This window comes from Pseudomonas plecoglossicida NBRC 103162 = DSM 15088, assembly GCF_000730665.1.
Lineage (GTDB): Bacteria > Pseudomonadota > Gammaproteobacteria > Pseudomonadales > Pseudomonadaceae > Aquipseudomonas > Aquipseudomonas plecoglossicida.
The window spans coordinates 120,362-140,943 of the sequence record NZ_BBIV01000012.1; the positions used below are offsets into that span (position 1 = coordinate 120,362).

The 20,582-nt window shown below is 63.9% G+C and carries 20 protein-coding genes; 7 read left to right on the forward strand and 13 right to left on the reverse strand.

The genetic code is table 11. From position 1 onward, the window contains the following. Positions 1-2 precede the first annotated feature (2 nt). Positions 3-674, reverse strand: a complete 672-nt coding sequence (gene pmrG, locus PPL01S_RS09410) for a lipopolysaccharide core heptose(II)-phosphate phosphatase PmrG (RefSeq protein ID WP_042155770.1) — start codon at positions 672-674, stop codon at positions 3-5. A 291-nt stretch (positions 675-965) separates the two neighbouring features. On the opposite strand from pmrG, the gene PPL01S_RS09415 reads away from it, so the two are divergent. Continuing rightward, the gene (locus PPL01S_RS09415; protein WP_028624867.1) at positions 966-2,012 is read left to right on the forward strand and encodes a class I SAM-dependent methyltransferase; all 1,047 of its coding nucleotides are present in this window, start codon (positions 966-968) and stop codon (positions 2,010-2,012) included. A gap of 134 nt (positions 2,013-2,146) precedes the next feature. Here PPL01S_RS09415 and PPL01S_RS09420 read toward each other — a convergent pair whose 3' ends face one another. The 7 genes from PPL01S_RS09420 to PPL01S_RS09450 form a co-directional block, all read right to left on the reverse strand. Then, complete coding sequence (locus PPL01S_RS09420) at positions 2,147-3,391, reverse strand: saccharopine dehydrogenase family protein (protein WP_016394970.1); 1,245 nt, start codon at positions 3,389-3,391, stop codon at positions 2,147-2,149. A 33-nt stretch (positions 3,392-3,424) separates the two neighbouring features. Beyond that, positions 3,425-4,522 (reverse strand): carboxynorspermidine decarboxylase, encoded by a 1,098-nt coding sequence (locus PPL01S_RS09425; protein WP_016394969.1) that lies wholly within the window; start codon positions 4,520-4,522, stop codon positions 3,425-3,427. A 324-nt stretch (positions 4,523-4,846) separates the two neighbouring features. Then, positions 4,847-5,764: a pyridoxal-phosphate dependent enzyme gene (locus PPL01S_RS09430; RefSeq protein ID WP_016394968.1), complete on the reverse strand. Its 918-nt coding sequence runs from the start codon at positions 5,762-5,764 to the stop codon at positions 4,847-4,849. A 364-nt stretch (positions 5,765-6,128) separates the two neighbouring features. Then, the gene (locus PPL01S_RS09435; RefSeq protein ID WP_016394967.1) at positions 6,129-7,832 is read right to left on the reverse strand and encodes an amidase; all 1,704 of its coding nucleotides are present in this window, start codon (positions 7,830-7,832) and stop codon (positions 6,129-6,131) included. Between the two features lie 136 nt (positions 7,833-7,968). Beyond that, positions 7,969-8,808 (reverse strand): glutathione-dependent disulfide-bond oxidoreductase, encoded by an 840-nt coding sequence (gene yghU / locus PPL01S_RS09440; protein WP_016394966.1) that lies wholly within the window; start codon positions 8,806-8,808, stop codon positions 7,969-7,971. 237 nt (positions 8,809-9,045) lie between these two features. Further along, complete coding sequence (locus PPL01S_RS09445) at positions 9,046-9,648, reverse strand: helix-turn-helix domain-containing protein (RefSeq protein ID WP_028624866.1); 603 nt, start codon at positions 9,646-9,648, stop codon at positions 9,046-9,048. 39 nt (positions 9,649-9,687) lie between these two features. Next, positions 9,688-11,640, reverse strand: a complete 1,953-nt coding sequence (locus PPL01S_RS09450) for an oxidoreductase (RefSeq protein ID WP_028624865.1) — start codon at positions 11,638-11,640, stop codon at positions 9,688-9,690. Positions 11,641-11,820: 180 nt separating this feature from the next. On the opposite strand from PPL01S_RS09450, the gene PPL01S_RS09455 reads away from it, so the two are divergent. Further along, positions 11,821-12,588: a class II aldolase/adducin family protein gene (locus PPL01S_RS09455; RefSeq protein WP_255212385.1), complete on the forward strand. Its 768-nt coding sequence runs from the start codon at positions 11,821-11,823 to the stop codon at positions 12,586-12,588. A 143-nt stretch (positions 12,589-12,731) separates the two neighbouring features. Here the strand turns inward: PPL01S_RS09455 and PPL01S_RS09460 are convergent, their stop codons facing one another. Next, positions 12,732-14,129 (reverse strand): purine-cytosine permease family protein, encoded by a 1,398-nt coding sequence (locus tag PPL01S_RS09460; RefSeq protein WP_016394962.1) that lies wholly within the window; start codon positions 14,127-14,129, stop codon positions 12,732-12,734. 231 nt (positions 14,130-14,360) lie between these two features. Here PPL01S_RS09460 and PPL01S_RS09465 point away from each other — a divergent pair, with 231 nt between their 5' ends. The 4 genes from PPL01S_RS09465 to PPL01S_RS09480 all read left to right on the forward strand — a co-directional run bounded on the left by PPL01S_RS09465 (position 14,361) and on the right by PPL01S_RS09480 (position 16,423). Further along, positions 14,361-15,248: an EamA family transporter gene (locus tag PPL01S_RS09465; RefSeq protein ID WP_028624864.1), complete on the forward strand. Its 888-nt coding sequence runs from the start codon at positions 14,361-14,363 to the stop codon at positions 15,246-15,248. 80 nt (positions 15,249-15,328) lie between these two features. Beyond that, entirely contained in the window at positions 15,329-15,649 is a 321-nt protein-coding gene (locus PPL01S_RS09470; protein ID WP_016394960.1) for a YbjQ family protein, read from the forward strand. A 140-nt stretch (positions 15,650-15,789) separates the two neighbouring features. Further along, on the forward strand, positions 15,790-15,978 hold the full coding sequence (locus tag PPL01S_RS09475; RefSeq protein WP_016394959.1) for a hypothetical protein: 189 nt from the start codon (positions 15,790-15,792) through the stop codon (positions 15,976-15,978). A gap of 145 nt (positions 15,979-16,123) precedes the next feature. Then, positions 16,124-16,423, forward strand: a complete 300-nt coding sequence (locus PPL01S_RS09480) for a hypothetical protein (RefSeq protein WP_016394958.1) — start codon at positions 16,124-16,126, stop codon at positions 16,421-16,423. 46 nt (positions 16,424-16,469) lie between these two features. Here the strand turns inward: PPL01S_RS09480 and PPL01S_RS09485 are convergent, their stop codons facing one another. Beyond that, positions 16,470-16,802, reverse strand: coding sequence for a hypothetical protein (locus tag PPL01S_RS09485; RefSeq protein ID WP_016394957.1), 333 nt, complete (start codon positions 16,800-16,802; stop codon positions 16,470-16,472). Between the two features lie 296 nt (positions 16,803-17,098). Then, a complete protein-coding gene (gene ampC, locus PPL01S_RS09490; RefSeq protein WP_028624863.1) occupies positions 17,099-18,247 on the reverse strand; it encodes a class C beta-lactamase in 1,149 nt (382 codons plus the stop codon). A gap of 122 nt (positions 18,248-18,369) precedes the next feature. Between ampC and PPL01S_RS09495 the strand changes: the two genes are divergently transcribed. After that, positions 18,370-19,362: a bile acid:sodium symporter family protein gene (locus PPL01S_RS09495; protein ID WP_016394955.1), complete on the forward strand. Its 993-nt coding sequence runs from the start codon at positions 18,370-18,372 to the stop codon at positions 19,360-19,362. A gap of 43 nt (positions 19,363-19,405) precedes the next feature. On the opposite strand, the gene PPL01S_RS09500 is transcribed toward PPL01S_RS09495, so the two are convergent. Then, positions 19,406-19,999 (reverse strand): eCIS core domain-containing protein, encoded by a 594-nt coding sequence (locus tag PPL01S_RS09500; protein ID WP_028624862.1) that lies wholly within the window; start codon positions 19,997-19,999, stop codon positions 19,406-19,408. Beyond that, positions 19,986-20,549, reverse strand: coding sequence for a TetR/AcrR family transcriptional regulator (locus PPL01S_RS09505; protein ID WP_028624861.1), 564 nt, complete (start codon positions 20,547-20,549; stop codon positions 19,986-19,988). The genes PPL01S_RS09500 and PPL01S_RS09505 overlap by 14 nt, the downstream gene beginning before the upstream one ends. Positions 20,550-20,582 lie beyond the last annotated feature (33 nt).

A 20,582-nucleotide genomic window follows, 5' to 3' on the forward strand; every position in this document is an offset into this window, starting at 1 on the left:
GGTTACTTCCCTGTGCTGGCGAGCAGAGCACGCCATTGTTTGGCGTTGATCTGGCCCAGGATGTGGGGCTGGCCATCGCTGCCCTTGGAAACCAGCAGCGCGCTGGCATAGCCACTGTCGCGCTGGCCACCGGGCAGGTCCAGCTGCCGCTGCAGTTGGTCGATGCAGCCGCTGTGAGTGATCAGGATCAGGTTGCGGCCGTCGCGCTTGTGGGCGAATGCCGCGTCGGCGAATGAACTGTCGCATTGCATCAGCCAGTCCTGGGTCTCGATGGCTTTGCCGAAGATGAACGACGCGGTCTGCCGGGTGCGTACTTCCGGACTGCTGAGCATGTCGGCCGTGCCCAGCCCGAGGCGGCGAATGCCGTCGCCCACGGCCATCGCCGCGCGGCTGCCGTCGACGGTGATGCCGCTGGGGTCGCCGAGGCAGGTATGGTTGGAGCGGTCGCAGCGCTCGGCATGGCGAACCAGGACCATCACTTCGCCTTTGGCCCAGGTGCTGTAGACGCCGTGCTCGTGCATCTGTTGCACACTGCCCAGGTTGCTGACCTGGGTGCGGGATACCTGCCACAGGCCAAGCAGCAGTAACGCGAGCAGCACACCCAGCAGCCAGGGCAAGCGCTTGCGTCCGACACGCACGGGACGCAGGCGGATATTGATCACATTCTCAAGCATGCTGGCACTCCAGGACTCGGGCTCAACGGGGGCGCGCATGGCTTGTCCCCCGAAACTGGCCGGCACCATAGCCTTGTGGTTGTGGCGCTGAAGTGAAGTGGATGTGAAAAATATGCGCGGCGATGATTGGCTTGAGCGCCGCAGTAGCCTGCCCTGATCGACCAGCAACCTTGGATGGGAGTCCAAGGGCTAGACTTTACGACGAGGCATAACCATCCATTCCAATGACCACCGCCCCCCCGGACCGGACTCCCTCGTCGACGGTGGCCTTCTTGCAGAGGAGGGCAGGTCATGGACGAGGCAAGGCTTCACGAATTCATGGGCAAGCTGGTGGGCGACATGGGCGCGGCGGCAACCTTGGCCAATGTCATTCTCGGTGACGAACTGGGGCTCTATCGGGCCATGGCCGACAGTCAGCCGACTACGCCAGAGGCGCTGGCGGCCAAGACCGGTTGCCACCCGCGGCTGGTACGCGAGTGGCTCAATGCCCAGGCGGCGTCCGGCTACATGACCCATGACAAGGGCAGTTTCGTGCTGCCCGAGGAACAGGCCATGGCCCTGGCGCTGGAAGACTCGCCGGCCTACATGGCCGGTGGCGCGGCGGTGGTGGCGGCGCTGTTCCATGACAAGGACAAGCTGGTGGCCGCCATGCGCGGCGACGGCGGCCTGGCCTGGGGCGACCATCATCCGTGCATGTTCAGTGGTACCGAGCGGTTCTTCAGGCCGGGTTACCGGACCTTCCTGGTGGCCGACTGGCTGCCGACGCTCGAGGGTGTGGTGGGCAAGTTGCAGGCCGGGGCCAAGGTGGCCGATGTCGGCTGCGGACATGGCGCCTCGACCCTGGTCATGGCCCAGGCGTTTCCTGCGTCGAGGTTCATCGGCTACGACTACCATGCCCCCTCGATCGCCACGGCCAGCGAGCGGGCGCGCGAGGCGGGGCTGGAAGGGCGCGTGAGTTTCCAGCAGGCGTCGGCCAAGGATTACCCGGGTCACGACCATGACCTGGTGTGCTTCTTCGATTGCCTGCACGACATGGGCGACCCGGTGGGTGCTGCGCGGCATGCCTACCGGGCGCTGAAGGCCGACGGTACGGTGATGCTGGTGGAGCCTTATGCAGAGGATTCGCTGGATGCCAACCTGACGCCGGTGGGGCGCTTGTTCTATGCGGCGTCGACATTCATCTGCACACCGAATTCGCTGTCCCAGGAAGTGGGATTGGGGCTCGGTGCCCAGGCGGGGGAGGCGCGGTTGCGGGCGGTGTTCGAGGAGGCGGGGTTCACAAGGTTCCGGCGGGCGACGCAGACGCCGTTCAACCTGATACTGGAGGCCAGGAAGTAGCCACTGGCCCCATCGCCGGCAAGCCTGCTGCCACAGGAAAGCACAACCCTCCATGTGGGAGCCGGCTTGCCGGCGATAGGGCCGGTGCAGACAAACAGAAGGGGCGCCTGTTTGGCGCCCCTTCGTTCTACAGCTTAGGCTTCAGCGTCCCAAGGACGATCACCTTTCTCATCTTTCACGCGGGTCGGCAGGCCCATGACGTCCAGCGCCTTGAGGAACGGCTCGGCCGGCAGCTCCTCGACGTTGACCATGCGCTTGGCATCCCACTCGCCACGGGCGACCAGCAGGGCAGCGGCCACTGGCGGTACACCGGCGGTGTAGGAAATGCCCTGGCTGTCGGTCTCGGCGTAGGCTTCTTCGTGGTCGGCCACGTTGTAGATGAACACTTCGCGCGGCTGGCCGTCCTTGGTGCCCTTGACCAGGTCACCGATGCAGGTCTTGCCGGTGTAGCCGGGGGCCAGGGAGGCCGGGTCGGGCAGCACGGCCTTGACCACTTTCAGCGGCACCACTTCCAGGCCTTCGGCGGTCTTGACCGGCTGCTCGGAGAGCAGGCCAAGGTTCTTCAGCACGGTGAACACATTGATGTAGTGTTCGCCGAAGCTCATCCAGAAGCGCACGTTCGGTACGTTGAGGTTCTTCGAGATCGAGTGGACCTCGTCGTGACCGGTCAGGTACAGGTTCTGCGAGCCAACCACCGGCAGGTCGTCGGTACGCTTGACTTCGAACATGGTGTTGCTGGTCCACTGGCTGTTCTGCCAGCTCCATACTTGCCCGGTGAACTCGCGGAAGTTGATTTCCGGGTCGAAGTTGGTGGCGAAGTACTTGCCATGGGAACCGGCATTGACGTCGAGAATGTCGATCGAATCAATGCTGTCGAAGTATTGCTGCTGCGCGAGTTTCGCGTAGCTGTTCACCACACCCGGGTCGAAACCGACGCCGAGAATGGCGGTAATGTTCTTTTGTTGGCACTCTTCGAGGTGTTTCCACTCGTAGTTGCCGTACCACGGCGGGGTCTCGCAGATCTTGCCCGGCTCTTCGTGGATGGCGGTGTCCAGGTAGGCGACACCGGTATCGATGCAGGCACGCAGCACCGACATGTTGAGGAAGGCGGAACCGACGTTGATCACGATCTGCGATTCGGTCTCGCGGATCAGTGCCTTGGTCGCCTCGACATCGAGGGCGTTGAGCGAGAAGGCCTGGATGTCGGCGGGAACCTTGAGGCTACCCTTGGCCTTGACGCTGTCGATGATGGCCTGGCATTTGGAGATGTTCCGTGACGCGATAGCGATACGACCCAGTTCGTCGTTATGCTGCGCGCACTTGTGGGCCACCACCTTGGCGACACCTCCTGCACCAATGATAAGAACGTTCTTCTTCAATTTACCTTTTGCTCCTTACTTGGAAAGCCGGTCTTACGACAGGCTGGAAACGTAGTCTTCGAAACCGAATTCGCGTACCACTTCGACGCTGCCGTCGAGTTGCTTGACCGCGATGGACGGCATCTTCAGACCGTTGAACCAGTTTTTCTTGACCATGGTGTAACCCGCGGTGTCGACGAACGACAGGCGGTCGCCGATGGCCAGCGGACGATCGAATTGGTACTCGCCGAAGATGTCACCTGCCAGGCACGACTTGCCGCAGACCATGTAGGTGTGCTCGCCGTCGTTGGGCGCCATCTTGGCGTTGAGGCGGTAGATCAGCAGGTCGAGCAGGTGCGCTTCGATCGAGCTGTCGACCACGGCCAGGTGCTTGCCGTTGTACAGGGTGTCGAGCACGGTCACTTCCAGCGAGGCGCTGTTGGTGATGGCGGCTTCGCCCGGCTCCAGGTAGACCTGTACGCCGTAGGTTTGCGAGAAGGCTTTCAGGCGCGCACAGAACGCATCGACTGCGTAATCTTCGCCGGTGAAGTGGATGCCGCCGCCGAGGCTGACCCACTCGACCTTGTGCAGCAGGTGGCCGAAGCGTTCTTCGATGTGGCTGAGCATCTTGTCGAACAGGCCGAAGTCGCCGTTCTCGCAGTTGTTGTGGAACATGAAACCGGAGATTTGCGAGATGACCTTCTCGATCTTTTCCGGGTCCCACTCACCCAGGCGGCTGAACGGGCGCGCCGGGTCGGCCAGCAGGTAGTCGGAGCTGCTCACCTGCGGGTTGACGCGCAGGCCGCGGATCTTGCCTTCGGACTGTTCGGCGAAACGCTGCAGCTGGCCGATCGAGTTGAAGATGATCTTGTCGCAGTTCTCGAGCATTTCCTCGACCTCGTCATCGGCCCAGGCCACGCTGTAGGCGTGGGTCTCGCCGGCGAATTTCTGGCGGCCGAGCTTGAGCTCGTAGAGCGACGAAGAGGTGGTGCCGTCCATGTACTGCTGCATCAGGTCGAATACCGACCAGGTGGCAAAGCACTTGAGGGCAAGCAGAGCCTTGGCGCCGGAGTGTTCGCGCACGTAGGCGATCTTCTCCATGTTGCCCAGCAGCTTGGTTTTATCGATGAGGTAGTAAGGCGTCTTGATCATTTAAAGGCCCCCGGCCAGGCCGGCCAAAAAAAGGACACGCATTGTGCCTTCACTTGCTGCATATCGAAAGGGTGGAACGCGTATTTCGTCAGTGCTGCAGTGGTTGCCGGTGAATTTTTCCGGCGATGGCGGGTTCAGTAGTACAGGGGCAAGTGAACAGGCTGATGACAGCCTGACAGATGGCAGGGGGAATCCGATGAGCGCGTTTCACGCAAGAGGATTTTCGCCTGTGCTGGCCTCATCGCCGGCAAGCCTGCTTCCACAGGGGGCGGCGTCACTTTTTGTGGGAGCCGGCTTGCCGGCGATAAGGCCAGTAAAGGCAACTCAGCTGGCCTGCTCGAGCCAAGCCTGGATCTGCTCCAGCGTCGCCGTGGCGCCCCCGCAGACCACGACCAGCACCTTGTCGAAGCCCGCCAGCGCCCCAGGTTCCTGAACCAGCGCCAACGCTGCGCCGCAGGCGGGCTCCACCAGCACGCGATGGTCACGCAGGAACCGCTGGCACGCCTCAAGCGCGGCCCGGTCACTCACCAGGTGGCTATGCACCGGATGCTTGCGCGTACAGGCCAGCGCCTGCTCGGCAACGCGCTTGGCGCCCAGCGACGTGGCCAGCGAAGCGATGCGCTCGAGCTCCACCGTATGGCCGGCTTGCATGGCCGCGTGCAGCGAAGCTGCACCCTCGGTCTCGACGGCCAGCACGGGCACGTCGCTCCAACCGTTGCGTTCCAGGCCCTCGACCACGCCGCTGAGCAAGCCACCACCGCCGACCGAGAGCACCACCGCATCGGGCTTGAACCCGGCCGCGGCCAGCTCGTCGACCAGGCTGGCATGGCCAGTCCACAGCAGTTGATCGTCGAACGGGTGGATGAACGCGTCGTTGGCACCCACCAGGGTCAGCGCCAGCGCGTTGGCCTCCTGCCAGGAACTGCCGTGCACCACAACCTTGGCATCCTCCTGGCGCAGCAGCTCCTTGGCCCGTTCCGTGGTGGTCTCGGGCACCACCACCGTCACCGGCACGCCCAGCTTGCGGCCGGCATAGGCCACCGCCAGGCCAGCGTTACCACCGGATGAAGACACGAAATGCCGTGCGCCACGGGCGTGATGGACCTCGCAGGCATGGCCCACGCCGCGCAGCTTGAACGACCCGCACGGCTGCAGGGCGTCGAGCTTGAGCCAGACCGAGCGGCCAGCGGCCAGCGAAAGGGGGCGGGATTCGATGAGGGGGGTGTGGATGTGCAGGGACATCTTGGGGCTCCACTACGCGTTTTTCGGTATGAGCAGAGAGTGCCAATGCTCGAGATAGGCCGAATGGTAGCGTGTGTCTGCGGGCGCATGTCGTTGAATTTGCGGTGTTGTTGAAATCGAGCGCCGCCCGCGCGGCGCATCGCGGCTAAAGCCGCTCCTACGTTCGTAGCAACGTGCCACGACCTGTCAGGCCACGGTTTTCCGCCTTTGGCGCCCGCCGAGCTATCGTGTCGTACCCGCAAGGCTGGCAACCATGGTCTATCAGACATAGGTACGTTGCAACAAATGTAGGAGCGGCTTTAGCCGCGATGCGCCGCGCGGGCGGCGCTCGATTTACGCAGCGACGCAAACCTCTAGCGAACGATCAGCCCAGGGCGGGCGTACGCGGCGGGATCATCCGGCGCGAGCCGGTCGACTCGAACGCGGCCGCGAAGCGCAACAGGTCGTTGTCGGTGTAGGCGCGACCGGCGAAGGTCAGGCCTACTGGCATGCCGATATCGGCCATTACGCCCATCGGTACGGTCACGGTGGGCACGCCCAGGTGGCGAATGGCAAGGTTACCGTTGGCCACCCAGATGCCGTTGCTCCAGGCGATGTCCGCCGATGCCGGGTTGACGTCGGCATCCGCCGGACCTACGTCGGCCACGGTCGGGAACAGCACCGCGTCCAGGCCCAGGTTGTCCATCCAGTCTTCGAGGTCCAGCTTGCGGGTCTTTTCCAGGCCGCGCAGGCCGTCCGGTACGGTTTCGATCTGGTCCCAGGTCTTCAGGCCGCGCTTGGCCATGTTGACGTATTCGTCCATGCCAGCGGCCAGGTCGTCCTCACGGTTGGGCAGGGTGCCTGGGTCGTGGGGGAAGATCAGCGGGCCATCGACGTCGGCCAGGCGGTTGAGCTTGGGGTCGTCGTTGGCGCGCAGGAAATCATCGAACGCCCAGCCCGACAATTCCCACAGCTCGTCATGGAGAAACTCCTTGCTGACGATACCGCGGTTGTACACGGTCGGCGCACCAGGGCGGTCGCCTTCGCAATTGGAAACCAGCGGGAAGTCGGTTTCGACCACCTCGGCGCCGGCCGCTTCCAGGGCCTGACGGGCTTGTTTCCACAGGTCGATCACGCTGGCACGGGTGTTGATGCGCTGGCCGGTCGGGCCGCCGATGCCGGGTTTTTCCGAGGTGCCGGCCTCAGGGTCGGCATTGATGTACATGCGCGGTACGCCGAAGCGCTTGCCCTTGAGCGAGCTGGCGTCGACTGCCAGGTCCAGGTAGGACGCCGGGCGTACGGTCGAGGCGGCCGGAATCGGTACCCAAGGCTGCAGGCGCCATAGGTCGCCGCGCTTGTCGGCGTCGTCGGCCACCACCACGTCGAGGATTTCCAGCAGGTCGGCCATGGTCCGGGCATAGGGCACCACCACGTCCATGGTCGGGGTCAGCGGCCAGTTGCCGCGTACCGAGATCACCCCGCGCGAAGGCGTGTAGGCACACAGGCCATTGTTCGAGGCAGGGCCGCGGCCGCTGGACCAGGTTTCTTCGGCCAGGCCGAAGGCGCTGAAGCTTGCGGCGGTGGCGGTACCGGCACCGTTGGACGAGCCCGAGGCGAACGGTGCGGTCAGGTAGTTGGCGTTGTACGGGCTTTCGGCGCGGCCGTAGACGCCACGCTGCATGCCGCCGTTGGCCATGGGCGGCATGTTGGTCTTGCCCAGGCACACGGCACCGGCGGCGCGCAGGCGTTCGATGGTGAAGGCGTCGCGCTGGGCGACCAGGTCCTTGAACGCCGGGCTGCCGGAGGCGGCGGTCAGGCCTTTGACCAGGTAGCTGTCCTTGGCGGTATAGGGGATGCCATCGAGCGGGCTCAGCAGCTGGCCCTTGGCGCGGCGGGCATCGGAAGCCTCGGCTTCGTTCAGTGCGTCTGGGTTGCGCACCACCACGGCGTTCAGGGCGGTAGCGGTATCGGCTCCATCGTAGGCGTCGATGCGCGCCTGGTACGCCTTGACCAACTCGACCGCCGTCGTGCGGCCCGTTTCGAGCGCGTCGCGCAGCTCGACAATGGAAACCTCGGTTACCTCGATCATGCTTTCACCAAAAATTGTGCAGGTGGGGGCTTTTGCGAGGAGTGTACAAGAAGGTGTCAGGGGAAGCAGGTTTGCGCGGCAGAAATGGTTTTTTGCAAGGGGGCATTGTCGGGGCCGTCTTGCGGCCCCGACGCCATCAATCCAGGTCGCTTGCAGCATGCCGCTCGGGCACCTGGCTGGTTTCATCGCCCCAGGTGCGATTGACCCGCGTGCCCCGTTGTACGGCGGGCCGTTGGGCGATGTCCTCGGCCCATCGCTGCACCTTCGGGTACTCGTGCACGGCCAGGAACTGCGCCGCGTCATACAGGTTGCCGCGCACCAGTTGACCGTACCACGGCCACACGGCGATATCGGCAATGCTGTACGCGTCGCCGCCGAGGTAGCGGCTTTGCGCCAGGCGGCGCTCAAGCACGTCGAGCTGACGCTTGGCTTCCATGGTGAAGCGGTTGATGGCGTACTCGAATTTCTCCGGCGCATACACATAGAAGTGGCCGAAGCCGCCGCCCAGGTAAGGCGCCGCGCCCATCTGCCAGAACAGCCAGTTCAAGGTCTCGGTGCGTGCGGCTGGCGTTTTGGGCAGGAATTCGCCGAATTTCTCCGCAAGGTAGAGCAGGATCGAGCCGGACTCGAACACCCGGACCGGCGGCTCGACGCTGCGGTCGAGCAGGGCGGGGATCTTGGAGTTCGGGTTGACCTGAACGAACCCGCTGGAGAACTGGTCGCCTTCGCCGATGCGGATCAGCCAGGCATCGTATTCGGCGCCGCCGTGGCCCAGCGCGAGCAGTTCTTCGAGAAGAATGGTCACTTTCACGCCATTGGGCGTGGCCAGGGAGTACAGCTGCAAGGGGTGCTTGCCTGACGGCAAGTCCTTGTCGTGGGTGGGACCTGCGATCGGCCGGTTGATGCTGGCAAATTGGCCGCCAGACGCTGCGTCGTTGCGCCAGACTGCAGGCGGGACATAGGGGGGCTTGCTCATGCACGAACTCCTTGAATGGCGGGAAGCAGTCACCTGCATGTATGCCATGCCTTGCACAAATAGCAAAGGTTTGCGTGGTCTCTGTGGGAGCCGGCTTGCCGGCGATGAGGCCAGGGCAGGCATGGCTGAACAGCCTGTCAGGGCCCTATCGCCGGCAAGCCGGCTCCCACAGGGGGGCATGGCCTGCCGCTGGCGTTATCGCCGGGCGATGAAACGTGCCGCCCCTTGTGCAACCTTTCAGAATGTCGGCGGGGTGATCACCCAGATCACCACGGCATCCACCTCGCCTGGGTTGCCATAGCGGTGCGGTTGCTGGCTGGGAAAGCTGAAGCTGTCGCCTTCGCCCAGCTGGAAGTGCCGTTCGCCCACCCACAGCTCGAAACTGCCCGAGAGAATGTAGCCGGCCTCTTCGCCCTCATGGCTGTAGCTCTGCTGGCTGTAGGTGCCTGGCGGAAAGCGTGAGTGGAGGATCTCCAGCTGGCGGTTGGGCTGGGGTGTCAGCAGCTGGTCGACGATACCATCTTCGTAGTGCACGCTCAGCCGGCTGTTGCGCCGGACCACGTAGCCCTGGTCTTCGGGGGCGGTACTGGCTTCGCTGGCGAAGAACCACTGGATGGTCACGCCCAGGCTGCGGGCAATGTTGAACAGCGCCGGGATCGACGGGTACGACAGGTTGCGTTCGAGCTGGCTGATGTAGCCTGCGGTCAGCTCGCTCTGCGCCGCCAGCTCCGCCAGGGTCATGCCGCGGCGCTTGCGCAGGCCGCGGATGCGGGTGCCCAGGAACTGGGGGGCTGCGCCGCCGTCTTCAGCGGCGGGCGGGGTCTGGGGCTGCTGGTTCATGCGCGTCGGTCCATCGGGAAAGCGGCAGTATGTACAGCCTCAGACTGACCAGGCAACCGTCAGGCCATCATGGATCGCTTCTTCAGCGGTGCGCGGTGCCAGGCAGTCGCCGATACGCCGTACCTCGACCAGGCCGGCCAGTTCCTCGCCCAGCGTGTCCTGCGGCTGGTGGCCCTGGCACAGGACCAGGGTATCGATGTTGTCGAAGATCATCGGTTCACCGCTGGCGGTGTGCTGCAGGTACACGGTGCTGTCGTCGCAGCCGTACAGGCGGGCATAGGGTGTGATGGGGATGCCCAGGCGGTGCAGTTCGCCGGCCATCTGGTCGCGTACGTACAGCGGCAGGCTTTCGCCGCAATGGGTGCCATTGACCGCCAGCTGCACCTGATGGCCGTCGCGTACCAGGTGTTCGGCGATACCGGGGCCGATCCAGTCGCTGCGCCAATCCAGTACCAGCACCGAACGACCGGGCGTGACCTCGTTGCGCAGCACTTGCCAGGCATCCACCACCTGCAGTTCGCCGCTGCGCTCGAAGGCGGGCCAGTAGGGTGTGGCGCCGGTCGCAGCGATCACCAGGTCGGGGCGCTCGCGTTCGACCAGGGCGCGATCGACGCGTGTATTACGTACTACGCGTACACCTGCCAATTCCATTTCGCGCTGCAGGTTGGTGCTGGCACCGCCGAACTCGCTGCGCCGGGGTAGCAGTTGCGCGAGCAGAACCTGGCCGCCTAGCTGAGCGCTGGCCTCGTACAGCGTGACCTCATGCCCGCGCGCGGCGGCCACGGCGGCTGCCTTCATGCCGGCCGGGCCGCCGCCGGCGACCATGATGCGCTTGCGCTTGATGGCGGTTTGCAGGGTGCCGTACTGCAGTTCGCGGCCGGTTTCCGGGTGCTGAATGCAGGAGATCGGCAAGCCTCGGTGGAAGTGGCCGATACAGGCCTGGTTGCAGGCGATGCAGGCGCGCACGTCCTCGACTTGCCCCCGTTCGGTCTTGCTCGGCATCTGCGGGTCGCAGATCAGCGCACGGGTCATGCCGCAGACGTCGGCCTGGCCGCGCGCCAGGATCAGTTCCGCTTCCTGGGGCTGGTTGATCCGCCCGGTGACGAACAGGGGGATGTCCAGGTGCTGCTTGAACGTCCCGGCTTCGCGGGCCAGGTACGCCGGCGCGATGGCCATTGGCGGCACGATGTGCACGGCACCGCCGAGCGACGCCGAGGTGCCGGCGACGATATGCAGGTAATCGAGCTGGCCCTGCAGCGCTTGAGCGGCGGCCAGCGACTCATCCTCGCTGAGGCCCTCGCTGTCGCGCTCGTCGGCACTGATGCGCAGGCCGACGATGAAATCTTCGTCGGTGGCTGCGCGCACCGCATCCAGCACCTCGCGCAAGAAGCGCAGGCGTTGTTCCAGGCCGCCGTTGTAGCCGTCACTGCGCAGGTTGACCCGCGGATTGAGAAACTGCGCCGGCAGGTAGCCGTGGCTGGCCACCACCTCGACGCCATCCAGCCCGGCCTGGTGCAAGCGGCGGGCGGCGCTGGCATAGCCCTGGACGATCTCGTCGATCATCGCCTGGTCGAGGGTCCGCGGCATCACCCGGAAACGTTCGTTCGGCACTGACGAGGCCGAATAGGCGACTGCCAGCAGCCCGTCGGCCGACTCCATGATCTCGCGCCCGGGGTGGAACAGTTGCGACAACACCACGGTGTCATGGGCGTGGCAGGCCTCGGCCAGGCGTCGATAGCCCTCGATGCAGGCGTCGTCGGTGGCCATCAACACGTGCGAGGTGTAGCGGGCGCTGTCATGCACGCCGGCGACTTGCAGTACGATCAGGCCCACACCCCCTGCGGCGCGAGCGCCCTGATAGGCGATCAGTTTGTCGTTGACCAGGTTGTCGGTGGGCAGGCAGGTGTCGTGGCCGGTCGACATGATGCGGTTCTTCAGGCGCTTGCCGCGAATCTGCAGCGGTTCGAACAGGTGGGCGAAGGCGGTCAACATGCGGGGCAGCTCCGGTGTTGTTCTTGTTTTTCTCATGAAAGTGTAGCGCTAGTAAAAAATCAACTTGTTTTTTTACTGGTGCGAGACTAGTTTTTTCTCACCCACGGCAGTGGGCGTGACCTCACGACAACAAGAAAACGGGCCCTTCGGGCAACGCCCGGGCCGGCAAACGAGTGGAGGATGACCCTACCTATGAGCACCATTGAACACGCGCTGCGCCAGGAGCTGGCGGCCTGTTACCGGCTGATCGCCCACTTCCGCATGTCGGACCTGATCTTCACCCATATCTCGGTGCGCCTACCGGGCCCGGAGCACCACTTCCTGATCAACCCCTACGGCCTGCTGTTCGAGGAAATCACCGCGTCGAGCCTGGTCAAGATCGACCTGCAGGGAAGGCCGGTTGAGGCCAGTGCGCACCCGGTCAATCCGGCCGGGTTCGTCATCCACAGCGCCATCCACGCCGCCCGCGAGGACGCCCAATGCGTATTGCACACCCATACCCGTTCCGGGTGTGCGGTCGCGGCGCTGGAGTGCGGGCTGTTGCCGGTCAACCAGATGTCCATGGAGTTCTATGGCAAGGTTGCCTATCACACCTATGAAGGCATTGCCCTGGACCTGGACGAGCAGAAGCGGCTGGTGGCCGACCTGGGCGACAAACCGGTGATGATCCTGCGCAACCATGGCCTGTTGACCACAGGGCGCACGGTGGCCGAGGCGTTCTTGCGCATGTACTACCTGGAGAAAGCCTGCGATATCCAGCTGGCCGCGCAAAGCGCCGGGCAACTGGTACTGCCGTTGCCGGATGTGTGCGCACATACCGAGCGGCAGTTCAATGAGCCGGCGAGGGGGTTGAAGCAAGGCGAGTTGACCGACCCGGACGCCCTGCAGCTGGCCTGGGCCGCGTTGTTGCGGATGCTCGACCGAACAGCAGCGGATTACCGCGACTGATCCCACCACCTGCAGAACTTGTAGTGGAACCTGTGGGAGCCGGCAAGCCGGCTCCCACATGTGTTACGCACCAGTTTTCAAGACTATCGAGACGACAGTTGCTCCCACAGGTATCGCGCTGGTCAGGAAGGTCCTGCCAGGGCTCAACGCGCCTCAGGCACGATCATGCCGGACGGGGCCTGTGCGGCACGGTGCCGGGCCACCCAATAGTAGAGCAGGCTGGGCACCACCAGGCCGATCAGCCATGACACATCCACCCCGCCCAGATGCGCGACCATGGGGCCGGTATACAGTTTGGTGTCGATGAACGGCATCTGCACCAGCACGCCCACGATGTAGACGCTGATGCCCGGCCAGTTCCAGCGGCCGTAGCGGCCGTCGGGGTCGGCCAGCGCCGGCACGTCGTAACGTTCCTTGGTGATGAAGTAGTAATCCACCAGGTTGACCGCACTCCACGGCACGAAGAACGTCAGCAGGAACAGGATGAACGACTTGAATGCGCTGAGGAACGAATGCTGGCCGAGCAGGGCCACCAGCGTCGCGGCGCCGACGATGAGCAGCACGAACAGCAGGCGTTGCGTGCGGCCGATCGCCAGATGGCCACGAAAACCGCTGATGATGGTAGCGATGCACATGAAGCTGCCATAGGAGTTCAGTGTGGAAATGGTCACCTTGCCGAAGGCGATGCAGAAGTACAGCAGTGCCGCAGTGGTGCCGGCACCGCCGAGGCCGACGATGTACGCCACTTCGCGCCCGGAGAACTGGCCACCGGCGATCGCGGCGGCGAACACACCGAGAATCATCGAGGCCTGGGCGCCGATCACCGAACCGAGCCCGGCCGCGAGGAAGGTCTTGAGCGGCGAGGTGCTGCTGGGCAGGTAGCGTGAGTAGTCGGCCACATAGGGGCCGAAGGCGATCTGCCAGGACGCGGCCAGTGAAACCGCCAGCAGGAACGACGCCCAACTGAAATGGCGGTTGTCGAGCAACTGGCCGATGTCGGCGATCAGCAGGATGCGGCTGAACAGGTAGACGAAGGCGATGATGCCCAGCACGCTGGCGATCCGGCCGATCCAGTGGATTACCCGGTAACCGGCGAGAGTGGCGAGGACGATCACTGCGGCGAAGATGAGAATGCCGGTGCTGTCGCTGACGCTGAGCAACTGGCCGATGGCTTGGCCGGACAGTACCGTGCCGGTGGCGGTGAAACCGAGGTACATCAGACACACCAGCACCATGGGAATGGCAGCCCCGTAGATTCCGAACTGCACCCGGCTGGAAATCATCTGCGGCAGGCCCAGGCGCGGGCCCTGCGCTGCATGCAGGGCCATGACCGCGCCACCGATCACTTGCCCCAAAAGCAGGCCGATCAGCGACCAGAACACGTCGCCCCCCAGCACCACGGCCAATGCGCCGGTGACGATGGCGGTTATCTGCAGGTTGGCACCCAGCCACAGGGTGAATTGGCTGTACACCTTGCCATGGCGTTCGGCCTCGGGGATGTAGTCGATCGAACGCCGTTCGAGCACGGGTTTGCTGGACATTGAGGGCTCCGCATCGTTGTTGTTGTGTCGGAATGGTCCACGGGCGGCACGTCGCATGCGTGGCCAGTCGTGATATGAGCATGTCTATACAAGTAGGGTCAAGTGAAGTCTGTGGGCCAGAACAGACGCACTGTTACGCCAGGCTGGGCGGCAACTGTGCTGGTCCGCCGGCGAAAGATGCCCGTATGCTGTTACGAAATATGTCTAGAAGCGCTGAAGAGGGAAAGTGCAATGCCACTCAAGGACCTGCTGATCGCCCTGGTGGTGATCATTGCCTGGGGCGTCAACTTCGTGGTGATCAAGGTCGGCCTCGATGGCTTGCCGCCGATGCTGCTAGGGGCGTTGCGCTTTCTGCTGGTCGCATTCCCGGCCATTTTGCTGGTCAAGCGGCCCAAGTTGCCATGGCGCTGGTTGATTGCCTATGGCGCGACGATCTCGCTGGGCCAGTTCGCGTTCCTGTTCCAGGCGATGTACAGCGGCATGCCGCCGGGCCTTGCGTCACTGATCCTGCAATCGCAGGCGTTCTTCACCCTGGGCTTTGCCGCGCTGTTCCTTGGCGAGCGCCTGCGCATGGCCAGCATGCTGGGCCTGCTGGTGGCCGCGGGCGGCCTGGCGCTGATCGGCAGCGAAGACAGCGGCCATGTGCCGATGGTGGCGCTGCTGCTGACCCTGTGCGCAGGGTCCATGTGGGGCATGGGCAACATCATCACGCGCCGCTTTGGTTCGGTCGACCTGGTTGCACTGGTGATCTGGGGTGGGCTGATCCCGCCGCTGCCGTTCTTGGCATTGTCCTGGTGGCTGGAGGGGCCGGAGCGCATTGGCCATGCCTTGCTCAACATCGGCTGGAGTTCGGTTCTGGCGCTGGCCTACCTGGCGTTCGTCGCGACCATGCTGGGATACAGCCTGTGGAGCAAGCTGCTGTCGCGCCACCCGGCGGGCAAGGTAGCGCCGTTCTCGCTGCTGGTGCCGGTGATCGGCTTGAGCTCTTCGGCCTGGTTGCTGGGCGAGCGGCTGACAGCGGCGCAGGGATGGGGGGCGCTTTTGGTGATGCTCGGGTTGCTGGTCAACGTGTTCGGGCCGAGGCTGGGCCAACGCTTGCGAACTGCCGGCGCGCAGTGAAGGGCATTTCGCTGGCGTCCGCGCAGCGCTCAGTGCTTTGTTAGACTTGGCTTCTTTTTGTCAGGCCAACGGAGCATCCGATGATCATCACCACCACCAGCCAGCTCGAAGGCCGCCCGATTGCCGAGTACCTCGGCGTGGTCAGCTCCGAATCGGTGCAGGGCATCAACTTCGTGCGCGATTTCTTCGCACGCTTTCGTGATTTCTTCGGCGGACGTTCGCAGACGCTGGAGAGCGCACTGCGCGAAGCCCGCGAGCAAGCCACCGAAGAACTCAAGGCGCGGGCACGGCAGTTGCAGGCCGATGCAGTGGTCGGCGTCGACTTCGAGATCAGCATGCCATCGGTGCAAGGTGGCATGGTCGTGGTGTTCGCCACCGGCACTGCCGTGCGCTTGAAATAGACGGCACTGCCGCTGGTCGGGAGCAGGAATGCTCGGCCAGGCAGTCTGCAAATGACCGACTAGTCTCACTTTCACAGGCTGCGTTTTTCCAGGCAAATCTGATTGTTGCCGGCGCAGTCGCCACTGGAGGGAGACAGGGCATGAGCGAGTCCTTTTTCGAAGACATGAACGATGCGTTTCCGATCAACAGCCAGGTGCGGTGCGGCCAGTCGGCATTTCGACTGGGCTTTGCCAACATGACCCTGGACGATTCGGAGCAACTGCAACCGGCACACCTGCAGCGCATCAAGAAGGGCCGTTTCACGCCACGGGTACCGACCAAAAAGTGAACCCGCTCACACAACCCCGCCCCCTGGCGGGGTTTTTCTTGTCGTTGCTTGATCCGAAGCATGGTAACGGCGGGTTGCGCTCGCCGAGCCCTGGCACTTGTGGTTTTCTGTGGCGACATCTCAGGCAAGGAAGGAGTGAGGTTCCATGCGAGTCAGGGAAAGAACCTACTGGAAGTGGGCGGATGCGCAGTTGCACAGCCGCTGCCACGATGAAGCATTGAGCGATGGTACAACCCTTGATGTGCAGGTGCGCTTGTCGCGCCTCGGTGCCACGCAATTGTTTCTGGGGCTGTACGGTGAGGATGGCAGGGCATTGCTGGAAGAGTACTACCCGTCGCGGCCTGGCGAGACCATGACCCGCGCGCTGGTGTGGGGTGTCGACCGGGCGAGGGCGCTGGCGACCGGTGCGCTGGAATTGCCGCAGCCGCAACGACGGCGGGCATGAAAAAGCCCGGCCTGTGCAGGCCGGGCTCAGTAAGCGGTGCGATCACTCAGTTGAGCGGTTCGATCACCTTGATTGCCTGCCGCTCACGGGCGGCGGGCCATTCTTGTTGCAGGGTCTGCAGCACGCGACCGACGAACTCGGTGTCGGCGGCGGCCTTCTTGCCGACGTAGCCCTGGCCACGACGGTAGACCTTGAAGCGGGCGCGCATGCTGGGCAGGTGCGCTTCGAATTCATCTTCCACGGTGTTCGGCGGCAGGCGGTCGAGACGCACTTCGCCGGTTTGGCTGACCCACAGCAAATGGTCGTCAAGGCTGTCCTTGCGCATCGCGAACAGCTGGGCCAGTTGGTCGATCGTCGGTTTGTTGTTCAAGTTCATCATAAAGCCCCCATTACCCATTGTTTGGTGTTTTTCACAGTTGGCGCCACGACGTGTAGCGCACTACCAAGGCTGCTACAGCAGCATCGCAACAGGGGCTTTCTCACGCTGCCTTTTGGACAGTTCCCTCTCCACGGACGGCCTGCGTTACCGCGCAGGCCGTCTGGAACACCCTTGCCACCGCTCCCGATCAGGGAGACGGCTTCATCATGCCCAAGGGCGATGAACGGCGTCAACCGTTTTGTAGTGAATATTTTTATGCACTACATCTTGTCCGACAATCCGCTCGCGAAGGTCTGTCAGAGGTCGATGCTGGAGAGAATCCGGTAGGCGGCGCGCACCCGTGCTTCGTTCGGGTAATTGCGGTTGGCGAGCAATATGATGGCCTTGCCTTCGCCTGGAATGAACGCGGCATACGCGCCAAAACCACTGGTCGATCCGGTCTTGTTGTACCAGGCCTGGGGCGAAGCGGGCAGGGCCGGGTCGAGGCGGCGGGTGGGTTGGGGTTCGAGGGCAAAACTGGCACTGTTGCCATCGACCAGGGTGTCGAGCGACACCGGGTAGGCGTAGCGCTCCCAGCCGAGCCCTTGAACCATGGCGCCTACCTGGAAGTAGCCAGCCTGGGTGATGGCGGCAGCTTCGCGCAACGCGGGCTTCAATTCGGCCGGTTGCATGTTCAGGCGCACAAAGCGCAGCAGGTCGCGGGCGTTGGTCTTGATGCCGTAGGCCGCATCGGCATAGGGGCCGGGGTTGACGCGCACGGGCCGGTCTTTCGCGTCGTAACCCTGGGCATACGACTTCTGTGCGTGCGCCGGCACCTGCAGGTAGGTGTGTTGCAAGCCCATCTGCGGCAACAGGCCTTGGCTCATGAGTTCGCTGAACGGTTGTTGCTGTGCGCGTGCGGCGAGGTCGCCGAACAGGCCCAGGCTTGGGTTCGAATAGCAGCGCCGGGTGCCGTGTACGGTGCGTGGCTTCCAGTTGCGCAGGAAGTCCAGCGCCTGGCTGTCGGTCTGCACCTCGTCGGGGAACTGCAGCGGCAGGCAATCGGCGCTGTAGGCACCGAGTTCCAGCACGTTGGCGTCACCCAGCGGGGTGCCGGCCAGAGCCGGTTGATAGCGTCGGGCCGGTGCCTGCAGGTCGAGCTTGTCCTCGGCGCTGGCGAGGGCGGCCAGGGTGGCGGTGTAGGTCTTGCTCAGCGAGCCGATCTCGAACAGCGTATCGGCAGTAACCGGTGCACTTGTCGCCTTGCTCGCCACGCCATAGCTGAAGTAATGCGCCTGGCCGTTGGCGAACACCGCTACCGCCATGCCGGCAATAGCGTGCTCCCGCATCACCGGTTCGATCACTTCGTCCACCTGGGTCTTCAGTGACCTGCCAGCCTGCGCGGCAGTGCTGCCCAAGGCTAGGGCGGTGGCGGCGAGAAGCGGTAGAAGACGGGCGAGAGCCATGCAAAAAGGTCCTTTTTCGGAGGGGTGTCCGTTGAGCGACACCGGTGGGGCTTCCGGCGTTAGCGGGGAAAAGCTTCAAACCTTATCGTCTGACCTTGCACAACGACAAGACGGAAACGGATATGAAGTATTTGCGCATGTTGTTCGACAACTTCACCCTGGCACTGCTCGGGGTGGTGTTGATCGCTACCGTGCTGCCCTGCTCGGGCGACGGCGCGGTCTATTTTGGCTGGCTGACCAACCTGGCCATCGGTCTGCTGTTCTTCCTGCATGGCGCCAAGCTGTCGCGCGAGGCGATCATCGCCGGTGCCGGGCACTGGCGCCTGCACCTGCTGGTGTTCTCCTGCACTTTCGTGCTGTTCCCGCTGCTGGGGATGGCGTTCAAGCCGTTGTTCGTACCGCTGGTGGGCAATGAACTGTACCTGGGCGTGCTGTACCTGTGCGCCTTGCCGGCTACGGTGCAATCGGCCATTGCCTTCACCTCGTTGGCGCGTGGCAATGTGCCGGCGGCCATCTGCAGCGCTGCCGCTTCGAGCCTGCTCGGTATCTTCCTCACACCGCTGCTGGTGATGATGCTGCTGGGCGCCAGTGGTGATACCGGTTCAGGCCTGGATGCAGTGCTCAAGATCACCCTGCAGTTGCTGGTGCCCTTCGTGGCTGGGCAGATTGCCCGCCGCTGGATCGGGGCATGGGTCAAGCGCAATGCGCGCTGGCTGAAGCTGGTGGACCAGGGTTCGATCCTGCTGGTGGTCTATACCGCGTTCAGCGAGGCGGTGGTCACCGGGCTGTGGCACACGGTTTCGCCGCAGCATCTGGCCGGCCTGTTCGCCGTGTGCGGCATCCTGCTGGCCGTGGTGCTGTTCGGCACGCGTCTGCTCGGCAAGGTGCTGGGCTTCAACCTGGAAGACCGCATCACCATCCTTTTTGCCGGCTCGAAGAAGAGCCTGGCCACGGGGGTGCCCATGGCCCAGGTCCTGTTCGTCGGCAGTGGCATCGGGGCGATGATCCTGCCATTGATGCTGTTTCACCAGATCCAGTTGATGGTGTGCGCGGTATTGGCGCAGCGCTATGCCAGCCGGGAACAAGCTACTGAGCAGGCACCGGCTGCTACCTGAGGTAGCTGACCCCGTGCCGGTCTTTTCAGGGAGACCGGCGTGGCTACCTGGCCTGCCCTGAACCGCGCTCGCGCAATGCCTTGGCAACCTCGGCCTCGATCTTGTAGGCCGGCCCTTCCAACTGCTGGTAGTCGCGCGTGTAGCGCCGGGCGAATTCCTCCACCCCCAGTTCCTGATACTGCTGCACATGCTTGAGCTCATGGGCCCACAGCGCCACATTGTCCTCGGCATCGCTGGCATGGCGGAAAATGATCGTGTCGATCAGTGTCACCGCATTCACATCGGGGTTCTGCAGCAGGGCGGTGGCGGCGCTGACCTGCTGCTCGTCGCCTACCCGGAAGCGTGCGGCATCGAGCACGGCGAAGTCGTACCAGGGTTCCAGCTGGGCGCGGATGTGCAGGGGAATGGGTTCGCTGCCGCTGGCGGTGGTTTCGTCGCGGGCCTGGCGCAAGGCGTAGGCCAGGCTGCTGGAAGCCAGGACTTCGACATCCTTGAGCACCTGGCCGGCTTGCCCGGGGTCGATTGGCGCGCAAAAGCAACCCATCAGGCACACTTGGTACTCGCCGGGTGGGCAGGCTTGCTCCGCCGAGGCCGTCATGCTCGCCAGCAGCACCAGCAATAGACTAGTGGCTCTCATTCAGCGCCCTGTCAACGAAGCTGCGGCTGGCATCCAGCACTTGGGATTGCACCGTTTCGCTGGCCAGCATGCGGCCGACCACCAATGCGCCGACGCACTGGCTGATCAGGGCCCAGGCCAGGGCCTCATCGGCCAGTGTCTCGCTCCAGGCGGCGTGCAAGCCGACCAGCCAATGTTCGGCTTCTTCTCTGACCGATCGTTCGGCCCGAGCAATCTCCACCCCCAATGGTGGCAACGGGCAACCGCCTTCGGCATCGTGCAGGTGGGCCAGGCTCAGGTACTGCTGCAGGCAGCGCGCCAAGCGCTCTCGACTGGCACCTTTCCGAGCCAGGCGCCCCAGCGGGCTGTTGCTCAGTTCCTGGCGGACCACCTCGGTGAACAGGTCATCCTTGGAGGGGAAGTGGTTGTAGAAGGCGCCGCCGGTCAGGCCTATGGCCTTCATCAGCCCGGCCACTCCCGTGCTGGCAAAGCCGCCGCGCTTGGCCAGCGCACCGCTGCTGGCCAGCAGCTTGTCGCGGGTCTGTTGCTTGTGTTCGCTGGAATAGCGCATGAAATCCCCTGGGCGCTGGCTTGACGTTGGGGG